This window comes from Saccharopolyspora sp., assembly GCF_017434145.1.
In the GTDB taxonomy this organism is placed as follows: Bacteria; Actinomycetota; Actinomycetes; order Mycobacteriales; family Pseudonocardiaceae; genus Saccharopolyspora_C; species Saccharopolyspora_C galaxeae.
Genome location: NZ_JAFRFW010000055.1, coordinates 1 through 10467, shown reverse-complemented (window position 1 = coordinate 10467; position 10467 = coordinate 1). Strand labels below are relative to the sequence as shown.

General features: G+C 70.3%; 13 protein-coding genes. 10 read left to right on the top strand and 3 right to left on the bottom strand.

The window, feature by feature from the left end; translation table 11 throughout:
- The 6 genes from IJH84_RS01480 to IJH84_RS01455 all read left to right on the top strand — a co-directional run.
- The coding region (locus IJH84_RS01480; protein WP_295139349.1) for a MarR family transcriptional regulator at positions 1–322 on the top strand (322 nt) is incomplete at its 5' end.
- Positions 323–355: 33 nt separating this feature from the next.
- Positions 356–982, top strand: coding sequence for a maleylpyruvate isomerase N-terminal domain-containing protein (locus IJH84_RS01475; RefSeq protein ID WP_295139346.1), 627 nt, complete (start codon positions 356–358; stop codon positions 980–982).
- A 61-nt stretch (positions 983–1043) separates the two neighbouring features.
- A complete protein-coding gene (locus tag IJH84_RS01470; RefSeq protein WP_295139343.1) occupies positions 1044–2369 on the top strand; it encodes a lactate 2-monooxygenase in 1326 nt (441 codons plus the stop codon).
- Positions 2370–2555: 186 nt separating this feature from the next.
- Complete coding sequence (locus IJH84_RS01465) at positions 2556–3251, top strand: FadR/GntR family transcriptional regulator (RefSeq protein WP_200072206.1); 696 nt, start codon at positions 2556–2558, stop codon at positions 3249–3251.
- A 121-nt stretch (positions 3252–3372) separates the two neighbouring features.
- On the top strand, positions 3373–4260 hold the full coding sequence (locus tag IJH84_RS01460; RefSeq protein ID WP_295139339.1) for a transketolase: 888 nt from the start codon (positions 3373–3375) through the stop codon (positions 4258–4260).
- On the top strand, positions 4257–5249 hold the full coding sequence (locus IJH84_RS01455; protein ID WP_295139336.1) for a transketolase C-terminal domain-containing protein: 993 nt from the start codon (positions 4257–4259) through the stop codon (positions 5247–5249). Before IJH84_RS01460 ends, IJH84_RS01455 begins: the two co-directional genes overlap by 4 nt.
- A gap of 55 nt (positions 5250–5304) precedes the next feature.
- Here IJH84_RS01455 and IJH84_RS01450 read toward each other — a convergent pair whose 3' ends face one another.
- On the bottom strand, positions 5305–6516 hold the full coding sequence (locus IJH84_RS01450) for a cytochrome P450 (protein WP_295139333.1): 1212 nt from the start codon (positions 6514–6516) through the stop codon (positions 5305–5307).
- Positions 6513–7046, bottom strand: a complete 534-nt coding sequence (locus tag IJH84_RS01445) for a PadR family transcriptional regulator (protein WP_200072202.1) — start codon at positions 7044–7046, stop codon at positions 6513–6515. The genes IJH84_RS01450 and IJH84_RS01445 overlap by 4 nt, the downstream gene beginning before the upstream one ends.
- 276 nt (positions 7047–7322) lie before the next feature.
- Here IJH84_RS01445 and IJH84_RS01440 point away from each other — a divergent pair, with 276 nt between their 5' ends.
- The 4 genes from IJH84_RS01440 to IJH84_RS01425 all read left to right on the top strand — a co-directional run bounded on the left by IJH84_RS01440 (position 7323) and on the right by IJH84_RS01425 (position 9747).
- On the top strand, positions 7323–7763 hold the full coding sequence (locus IJH84_RS01440; protein ID WP_295139330.1) for a nitroreductase family deazaflavin-dependent oxidoreductase: 441 nt from the start codon (positions 7323–7325) through the stop codon (positions 7761–7763).
- A gap of 137 nt (positions 7764–7900) precedes the next feature.
- Positions 7901–8878 carry an iron-siderophore ABC transporter substrate-binding protein gene (locus IJH84_RS01435; protein ID WP_295139327.1) on the top strand — a complete coding sequence of 326 codons (978 nt, stop codon included), beginning with the start codon at positions 7901–7903 and terminating at the stop codon, positions 8876–8878.
- Positions 8879–8898: 20 nt separating this feature from the next.
- Positions 8899–9063, top strand: a complete 165-nt coding sequence (locus tag IJH84_RS01430; protein WP_295139324.1) for a hypothetical protein — start codon at positions 8899–8901, stop codon at positions 9061–9063.
- Positions 9064–9132: 69 nt separating this feature from the next.
- The gene (locus IJH84_RS01425; protein WP_295139321.1) at positions 9133–9747 is read left to right on the top strand and encodes an NIPSNAP family protein; all 615 of its coding nucleotides are present in this window, start codon (positions 9133–9135) and stop codon (positions 9745–9747) included.
- A gap of 42 nt (positions 9748–9789) precedes the next feature.
- Here the strand turns inward: IJH84_RS01425 and IJH84_RS01420 are convergent.
- The coding region (locus IJH84_RS01420; RefSeq protein WP_295139318.1) for an LLM class flavin-dependent oxidoreductase at positions 9790–10467 on the bottom strand (678 nt) is incomplete at its 5' end.

The following is a 10467-nucleotide window of genomic DNA, read 5'->3' as shown; positions in this document are numbered from 1 at the left end:
GGGCGAACTGCCCGTCGGCGACCTCGCGGTAGCGGCGGGCGTCGCGTTGCCGACCGCGACCCGGATGCTCAAGCAGCTCGAAGGCAAGGGTTTCGTCACCCGCCGCCGCAGCCCGGACGACGAGCGACGCGTGCTGATCGGGCTCACTCCCGAAGGAGCCGCGGAGCTGGACCGGCTGCGCACCCGCCAGCGCCGCGCGCAGGCCGCCGGTTACGCGGAATTCAGCCCGGACGAGCGGTGGCAGCTCGCGCGGCAGCTCAACAGGCTCGCCGAAGTGATCGATGCGCAGTACCGCGGCCTGGCCCGGCTCGAAAAGGAATAGCCCGGGCGCGCGGTCGGTGCGAAGGTTCGTGCCATGCCGACCATCACCGCTGAACACCTCGACCGCGCCGTGCACCTCGCCGTGGACCTGCTGCGGCAGGCACCGCCGGACGCCTGGGGCGAAACCGCCGGAGCGCTGGAATGGGACTGCTGGGAGACGGCCGAGCACCTCGGCGACGACCTGTTCGGCTACGCGGCCCAGCTCGGCCCGCGGATTCCCCCGCTGGACGACCTGATCGGCTTCTCGTACTCGGCACGCCGCCCGGGCGGGCCGATGAACGCCGTGCACGCCGACCGCGGTGCCGGACCGGACGGGCTCCTCCAGGCGCTCGAGGCGAGCGGGGCGCTGCTGAGCGCGATGGTGCGCACGACGCCGCCGCAGGTCCGCGCGCACCACATCTTCGGCGCCTCCGACGCGGCCGGTTTCGCAGCGATGGGAATCGTGGAAACCCTTGTGCACACCGATGATCTGGCACACGGCCTCGGGCTCGACTGGGATCCGCCCGCGGAGCTGTGCGAGCTCGTGCTGGAGCGGTTGTTCCCGGACGTGTCCACCGGAGCGGAGCCGTGGCCGAGCCTGTTGTGGGCGACCGGGCGGATCGAGCTGCCCGGGCTGCCGCGCCGGACTTCGTGGCGCTGGTACGGCGAGCCGGGCGGGTGACCCGGTGTGGACGCGGTGCGCTCCTGCGGCGATGATCGGGCCCCGAAAGCGGAACATCGTCGTGCCGCAAATCGACAGGGAGGGCTGGGAGATGTCCGACGCGCAGGGTTACGGCCGCGACCGGCAGTCGGCCATCTACCGCGCCGGGGTTTCCGGCCGACGACCGGCCGTACCCACCGACTTCGCCGCGTTGAGCAGGCTCGCGAAGCGCAAGACCACGGCACGGGGCTGGGCCTACGTCGCTGGTGGCGCAGGCTCGGGTGCGACGATGCGCGCCAACCGCGACGCCTTCGACCGGTGGTCGATCGTGCCGCGGATGCTGCGCGACGTGTCCGAGCGGGACCTGAGCGTGCAGCTGTTCGGACGCCGGATCCCCGCACCGGTCCTGTTCGCCCCGATCGGCGCCGCGGACCTGGTGCATCCCGGCGCCGACATCGGCATCGCCACCGCCGCGGCAAGGCTCGGCCTGCCGTACGTGTTCTCCAGCCAGGCCTGCGCGCCGATGGAGCAGTGCGCCGCTGCCATGGGTGACGCGCCGCGGTGGTTCCAGCTGTACTGGAGCACCGACGAGGAGCTGGTCGACAGCTTCCTGGACCGGGCGAAGCGCTGCGGCGCCGAGGCGATCGTCGTCACGCTGGACACGACGCTGCTCGGATGGCGGCCGCAGGACCTCAACCTCGGTTCGCTGCCGTTCGCCCAAGGACGCGGGATCGCGCAGTACACATCGGATCCGCGGTTCCGGCAGATGATCCGCGAACGGGTCGAGTCCGGAAAGGACAGTGGCTCAGCGGTTTCGGTCACGCTCTCGGCTATCCGCGCATTGCTGTCGATGAGTCGTCGTTTTCCCGGCTCGCTGCTGGGAAATCTGCGTTCACCGGAACCGCGGGCGGCAGTTCAGACCTTTTTGGACACCTACTCGCGGCCGTCCCTGGGCTGGTCGGACATCGCCACGCTGCGGGACCGCACCGACTTGCCGATCGTGCTCAAGGGCGTGCTGCACCCGGACGACGCGCGGCGCGCGGCCGACTCCGGAGTGGACGGAATCGTGGTGTCCAACCACGGCGGGCGGCAGGTGGACGGCTCGATCGCCGCGCTGGACGCGCTCGCCGAGATCGCGCCCGTCGTCGGTGATGCGCTCACGGTGCTGTTCGACAGCGGCATCCGCGGCGGCGCCGACGTGTTCAAAGCACTCGCGCTGGGTGCCGATGCGGTCGCCGTCGGCAGGCCCTACCTGTACGGGCTCGCCGTCAACGGCGCGGACGGCGCACACGACGCGGTCGCCGACATCGTCGCAGAGCTCGACCTCACCCTCGGCCTCAGCGGCCACACCTCCCCCGCTTCCCTCACCCCGGACGCGCTGCGCCGCACCCCCACCGGTTCGGAGTGAAGGACCTCGTCGCCCGTTCGGTCGAAGGAGTCCTTCGCTCCACGCGGTCCGCTCCGTCCGGTGATCGCCGGTCGGGCCGTCGTCCGGAACCGGAAGCGGAAAGGTTTAACCAAAGCGTTGACAGTGCCTCACGCTGATAACTAGGTTTTCGGCATTGGTCCTACCAAGTCGGCCTGGGAGGTTCGGATGGGCGTCGATCTCGCGTATCTGGTGCGCAGCCTCGCCGAGCAGGCGAACCAGGAGCCCGGCACCGGCAACCTGCGGCTGCCGACCGAGCGGGAGCTGGTGGACTCGCTGGAGATCAGCCGCGGCTCGCTGCGCGAACAGCTGTCCATGCTGGAGACGATGGGGTTCCTGACCAGGACCCAGGGCCGCGGCTCCTACCTGGGCGTGCCGGACGCGAGTTTCCTGCAGCTGTACTTCGACCTCTCCAGCGAACTCGGCCAGCTCGGCGGTGGCCAGTTCCGCGCCGCCCGGGAAATGCTGGAGATCTCGATGTCCGAGGCCGCCGCCCGGCAGGCCACCGCCGACGACGTCGACACGCTGCGCGGCCTGGTCGACGAGATGGTGCAGGCCAGCGCCGCCGGTGCGGACGACCGGGCGCTGGAGGCGGACCTGGAGTTCCACCGGCACCTGTTCGTCATCGTGGACAACCCGATCTTCACGATGCTGCACGACGGGCTCGGTCACGTGCTGCGCGACGAGGTGGTCGAGCGCAGGCACACCGCGGTCCGCCAGGAAACCCTGAAAGCGGGCCAGACCCGGGCCATCGACACCGTCCACTACGGAATCGTCGACGCGGTTTCGGAACGCGACGGCGAAGGCGCCCGAACGGCCATGCGACGCCATTTCGAGGTGTGGTCCTCGCTGACCGGCCGCTGACAGCGGCGAACTCCCCCGCGCCCGCACGGCGCGCCGCGTCGTGCTGCCCGGGTTCGGACCGGTCGCCGATTGCGGCCTCGCTGCAACGAATTCCGACTCCGCTACAAGAGGAAGGAATACCATGACCACAGTGGACCAGCCGCTTACCGCGAGTCCGGAACTCGCGGAGCGGGCCGCGCGGGTGCGCGCCGCCGCGTACCGGATGCGCCACCACATCCTCAACATGGGCGAAGCGCAAGGGCAGGGCTACGTCGGCCAAGCGCTCGGCGTCGCCGACATGCTCGCGGTCAGCTACGTCGACCAGATCCGGCTGCGAGCCGACGATCCACATTGGTCCGAACGCAACCGGTTCCTGCTGTCCACCGGGCATTACGCGATCGCGCTGTACGCCGCGCTGGCCGAGGTGGGAACCGTTCCGGTGGACGAACTGGAGACCTACGGCTCGGACGGCTCGCGGCTGCCGATGTCCGGGATGGCGACCTACACGCCCGGAATGGAGATCTCCGGCGGCTCCCTCGGGCACGGGCTGACCGTGGCCGTCGGGATGGCGCTCGGGCTGCGGCACCAGGACAACCCGGCCCGGGTGTTCAACTTCCTCTCCGACGGGGAGCTGAACGAGGGCTCCACTTGGGAAGCCGCCATGGGTGCCGCGCACCACGAACTCGGCGCGCTGACCGCGATGGTGGACATGAACGCGCTGCAAGCCGACGGGAAGACCGCCGGCGTGCTCGGCATCGAACCCGCCGAGCAGAAGTGGGCCGCCTGCGGCTGGTTCACCCAGCGCGTGAACGGCAACGACGTCGAAGCACTGCTTGCCGCGTTCGACGCCGCCGCGGAGCAGGCGAGTTCGCGCGGGCGGCCGTCGGTGATCCTCTGCGACACGCGGATCGGACGCGGCGTCCCGTTGCTGGAAACCCGCGAGAAGGCGCACTTCATGCGCATCGACGAGGACGAGTGGCAACAGTGCCGCGAGCAGCTGACCGACGGCGAAGGAGCGACGACACGATGAGCACGCCCACCAAGAAGCGCCTCACCACCTCGGCGATGATCGCGTCGTTCGCCGATGCCGACCAGCGCACCGCTCCGGCGCCGTTCGGCCACGCGCTGGCCGCCGCGGCCGAGCGCGACCAGCGGATCGTCGGGCTCACCGCCGACCTGGGCAAGTACACCGACATGCACGTGTTCGCCGAGGCACACCCCGATCGGTACTTCCAGATGGGCATGGCCGAACAGCTGCTGTTCGGCACGGCCGCCGGGATGGCCGAGGTCGGCCTGGTGCCGTTCGCCTCCACCTACAGCGTGTTCGCGTCCCGGCGCGCCTACGACTTCCTGTGCCTGGACATCGCCGAGCCGAACCTGAACGTGAACATCGTCGGCGGCCTGCCCGGCTTGACCACCGGATACGGGCCGAGCCACCAGGCCACCGAGGACATCGCGATCTTCCGCGGGATGCCGAATCTGACCATTGTGGACCCGTGCGACTCGGTGGACATCGAGCAGGCGGTGCCGCAGTTGGCCGCATCGCAGGGACCGACGTACCTGCGGCTGCTGCGCGGCAAGGTGCCGACCGTGCTCGACGAGTACGACCACACCCTCCAGCTGGGCAAGGCTTCCGTGCTGCGCGGCGGGAACGACGTCGTATTCGTCTCAAGTGGACTGATGACGATGCGGGCGCTGCAGGCAGCCGAGGACCTGGCCGCGCACAACGTCGACGTCGCGGTGGTGCACAGTCCCACGATCAAACCGTTCGACACCGGGACCGTGCTCGCCGAAGCAGCGGGCGACCGGCTCGTGGTCACGCTGGAGAACCACACCGTGGTCGGCGGGCTCTTCGAGACGCTGGCCGCCGAGCTCGTCAAAGCCGGCCGCGGCACCCGGGTCGCACCGATCTCGCTGCCGGACGAGTTCCTGGACGCGGGCGCACTGCCCACGCTGCACGAACGCTACGGACTCGCGCGCAACACCATCGTCGACCGGGTCCTGACCGAACTCGGCTGACCAGCGAACGGACCGTTCGTCCGATCGGGACGAGCGGTCCGCCCGCGCAGCGTGCTCACCAGGTGACGGGCAGCCCCTCGACTCCCCCGGTCACCCGGTCCGCGCGCACCACCAGTTCGTCCAACCCGGCCCCGAGGCGCAGCTGCGGGAAGCGCTGGAACAGCGCGGTGAACACCACCCGCAGCTCGGTGCGGGCCAGGCTCGCACCGATGCAGAAGTGCGCGCCGTGCCCGAAGGCCAGGTGCGTGTTGGGCCGCCGCGACGGGTCGAAGTCCTCCGCGTCCGCGAACACCGCCGCGTCCCGGTTCGCCGCGGCCTGCGAGATCACCACCGCGTCACCGGTCTCGATCGTCACACCGCCGATCTCGACGTCCTCGTGCGCGTACCGCAGCAGGCCGAGCCCACCCGGCGCGGACAACCGCAGCATCTCCTCCACGGTCTGCTGCACCAGACCTTCCGGGTCGGCGGCGAACGCATCCCGCCGCGCCGGATCGGTCAGCAGCATCAGCACACCGATGTCGATCTGGTTGACCGTGGTCTCGTGCCCGGCGAACAGCAGCCCGCGGGCCAGTTTCGTCATCTCCGCGTCGTCGAAGTCCGGGTCGTCCCGCTGCGCGGCCACGAGGTCGGAGACCACGTCCTCGCCCGGTTCGGCGCGCTTGGCCTCGGCGAGCCTGCCCATGTAGGCGCGGAACTCCTCCGCAGCGTCCTGCGGGTCGTCACCGGAGCTCATCCGGTTCATCCGGTCCGACAGGCCGTGGAAGTACTCCCGGTCGGCGAACGGCACCCCGAGCAGGCCGCAGATCACCCGGACCGGCAGCGGGAACGACAGGTGCTCGTGCAGGTCCACCGGTTCACCCGGTGCCCGGTCGTGCGCCGCCTGCAACGCATCGAGGCGCTCGTCCACGATCTCCCGCACGTGATCGGTCAGCAGCCGCATCCGCTTCGCGGAGAACGCGGGCGTGAGCAGCTTGCGCATCCGGGTGTGCTCGGCGCGTTCGGTGTCGTAGTCGGCGGTGGGCCCGTTGATGATCGCGGCGTTCGAGATCCGCGCGGCCCGCTCCGGCGCCGGGTGCGAGCGGCCGAACCGCGGGTCGGCGAACAGCACCCGAGCCTCGTCGTAGGAGGTCACCAGCCACGCCTGATCACCGGCGGGCGTGCGCACCCGGGAGATCGGCGCCTGCCGCCGCAGCACGTCGTAGAGCGGGGCCAGTTCCAGCACGTTCGGACGGTCGAAAGGTAGCTGCGGCAGGGCGGGCGCGGTCATCCGATCTCCTCTTTTCGCGGTGGGCCATCAGGCGCGCCGGTGCGCACCTGGTCGAGCCAGTCGAGTTCGGCGTGGATGCGGCGGCTCGTCTCGCGCAGCGCCTCGTGGCTCCAGCCGCCCGGCTCGGCCTGCGCGCAGAACGCGGCGATCCGCTCGCGGCGGTTCTTCAAGGCGCTGCGGCGCGCGTCGAGCACGCGCAGCCGTTCGTCCGGGGTGAGCCAGTCGAAGAACGCCAGCCGCGACATGAACTCCGGCTCGTCCCGCGCGAGTTCCTCGGGCAGGTCGGCGAGCATGTCGTGCAGCAATTCCCGCCCGACGTCGGTGAGTTCGTAGACGTGCCGGGGCGGGCGGCCCTCTTGCGGCTCCTGGGTGCGCGTGACGGCCCCGGCTTCGGTGAATCGTCGCAGCGCCGGGTACAGCGAGTTGTTGGACAGGGCGTAGCCGGTGCTGTGCTCGACCCTCCTGCGGAGTTCGTATCCGTGGCACGGCTGTTCGGCCAGATTCGCCAGCAGGAGGACGTCTATCCACACATGTGTCACAGTAACCTATGATTCGGTGACCGTCGACCAAGATCGATTCCCGGAAACGCAGCGCGGACGACCCCCGCGAGATCGGCTCCGCATTCGGGCCGACTCGCCGAAGGCGGTGCGTTCCGCACGGCACCAGTTCCGTCCACAATGGATGCCGAAAGAATTCGGCCCGCCGTCCCGGACCGCGCCGACGTGCCGGGATTGTTCGCAGCCCCGCAGGCGTTGCCGGTTGTGGACCCGCTGCGCGGGCACTACCGATCGGCAGGAGGAAACCGCATGTCCTTCCAAGGCGAATACGCCCCCAGCACGTTCGACTGGGTGGCCGACCAGGTCTCCCGCTACGAGGCCACCGGCGGCGCGGAGGGCCGCACGATCAACGGGTACCCGTGCGTCGTGCTGACCACCGAGGGAGCCAAGAGCGGGGCGGTCCGCAAGTCACCGGTGATCCGGGTGAGCGACGGCGAGCGGTACGCCGCGGTGGCCTCGCTCGGCGGCTCCCCGAAGAACCCGAACTGGTACCACAACCTGCGCGCGAACCCGCTGGTCCGGCTGCAGGACGGTGCCGATGTGCGGGAGTACCGCGCGCACCTGGCCGAAGGCGACGAGCGCGCCCGCTGGTGGGATCGGGCCGTGGAGACGTTCCCGCAGTACGCCGAGTACCAGACCAAGACCGAGCGGGTCATCCCGGTGTTCGTGCTGGAACCGGTGCAGGGCTGAGGATTCCCGGCCGGAGATCGCGTGGCCGATGGCGGCGGCTCCTCGCTGCGGGATTGCGGCCGAGCGACCGGCACGAGCCCGCTCGGCCGGAATCCGGCGCTCCCGCCCGAGCCGCGAGCAAGGGTAGCCTCACTCGCGTGATCGCTGCGGGACGTGCTCAGCCCTCCGGGACGAAACGCGTGGCGGCGGTGTTGCTGCTGCTGGTCCTGATCGGCGGGTGCGCGGGGACCGCTCCGCCGCCCGCCGAGCCGCGGACCCCGGTGGCGCATCGGCTCGGCACGGCGTTCGTGCCGCAACATCCGGCGCGAGTGGTCGCGCTCGGTCCTGCCGACGTGGACGCGGCGCTGGCGCTGGGCGTGCGACCAGTAGGGGTGGGACTGCCGTTGTCGGCGGAATTGCCGCCGTGGCAGCGGCGTCCCGACTGGCACCCCACGACGCTGCGGCCGACCTCCGAGGGATATTCGGCCGAAGCCATCGCCGCTTTGCACCCGGACCTGATCCTGGCGGGCAGCGACTACTACATCGACCGCGAATACCCGGCGCTGTCGGCGATCGCGCCGACCACGGCATTCGAAACCGCGCCGGACGAGGAACCTTGGCAGGCCACCACGCGGCAGGTCGGCGCAGCGTTGGGCGAATCCGCCCGAGCGGACGAGCTCGTGTCCGATGTGGAGCGTCGAATCCGGGATGCTTCGGCGGCGCACCCGCAGTTGGCAGGCGCGGAGTTCGCGATCACGCTCGCGCACAGCCCGGGCGGGCTCGGCGTGATTCGCACACCGCGCGACGTCACCGCCCGAACGCTCGCAGACTTCGGAATGCGGTTCGCCTCGGCCGCACAACATCTTCCGGGCAAAGGATTCTCCGCTCAGCTGAGCGCGGAAAGCCTGCACCGAGTGGACACCGACGTGCTGCTGACTTCCTACCCGGATCCGGCTCTGCGCCCGCAGCTGGAGAGTTCCCCGGTTTTCCGGAATCTGAACGTGGTGCGGCGCGGCGGTTACCTGCCGGTGCTCGCGGATTCCTGGCTGGCGTTGCGCGAACCGGGTGTGCTGGCGATTCCGCACCTGATCGACAACGTCGTGCCGGATCTGTCCGCGGCGGCGCAACACCGCTAGCCGAAACCGAGGGAAAACCCTTGTCCGATGAGGACGGACATCGGCGGCGCACCGGCTCGGCGGCTCGGGCGAATTCGCGCGAAACCGGCACCACCACGGCATTTCCGCGGCTGACGCGGCCGAACGCAGAATTTGAGATCGTCTCAGGTTTGATCGAACGGGACCTGTCCACAACGGATCATTGACGCGCTCAGTACGCTACCGCGGCGCGCCGCCGCGCGAACACCTCGCGGCCAGTCCGAGGAAGGAACCGGATGCAGCTCCACGAACTCACCACGTTGTCGATGAAGCCGGGGGCGATTTCCGACGCCCTCACCGCGCTGGAAATCTACACCAGCGACGGCACCCGAGGACGGCTGCTGGGCTGCTGGGAGACCGAGCACGGCGCGGACGGCGGCGACCTGTTGCTGCTGCGGGAATTCGATGACGCCCAGCAGATCGCCGAAGAACGGCAGCGGGTGCTGACCACCGGCGACCCGTTCGGCATCGGGGCGCACCTGGAACGGTTCCACATCGAGACGTTCGCACCGTTCCCATACCTGCCGCCGATCCAGACCGGACACTTCGGCGGGGTCTACGAGTTCCACACCTACCACCTCAGAATCGGCGGGCTGACGCCCACGATGTCGGGCTGGCACGACGCACTACCGCGAAGAACCCGGATGTATCCGCTGACGGCGGCGATGTTCGCGCTGGACGGGGCACCCCGCATCACCCACGTCTGGCCGTACCCGGACCTCAAGGCGCGCCAGGAGATCCGGGGCGACGCGCTCGCGCGCGGGATCTGGCCGCCGCGGCACGAGCCGGAGAACATCACCAGTGCGACATCCACGATCGCCTACCCGACGGCCATCTCGCCGTTGTGCTGACAGCCGCGGCACCTGCCCGCGGCCCGGCGAGTCCGCGGCCGATCAGCGCTGCGCCCAGGCTTCGGCGAGCAGCTCGAAAGAACGCAGCCGATCCCGGTGCCCGGGGGTGATCGTGGTGATCAGCAGCTCGTCCGCGCCGGTGACGCGGCGCAGCACGTCCAGCCGTTCCACGACGGTTTCCGGGGAGCCGACGATGCGGGTCTGCAACCGGTCGGCGACCCCTTCCAGCTGGCCCTCGGTCCAGCCGCGGCCCGCCGCATCCGCAGGCGTCGAGTACGGCGGAGCGCCCTCGCCGTAGCGGATCTCGTGCACCCACTCCGCGAAGGGTTCGGCGAGGTGGCGCGCGGTCGCATCGTCCTCGGCGACCAGCACGTCCGCCGAGACGATCAGGTACGGCTCGGCCAGCTGGGCCGAAGGCCGGAAGGATTCCCGGTACGAGGCGGCGGTTTCCAGTACCGCGCCCGGTACCGTGTGATAGTTCGCGACGAACGGCAGCCCGTGCTCACCCGCCGTCCGCGAGCTCTGGCCCGCGCTGGCACCCAGGATCCACACCTGCAACGACGCGCCTTCCGCCGACACCGCCCGCGCGGGCAACCCGTCGCCGTCGAGGAACGTGCCATCCAGCCACGCGAGGACTTCGCGGACTTGTTCGCCGTAGTCGTCGTCGCCGCCGTTCGCGCCGAGCAGCCGGGAGTGCGCGGCCAGCCGCTCGGCCGCCGC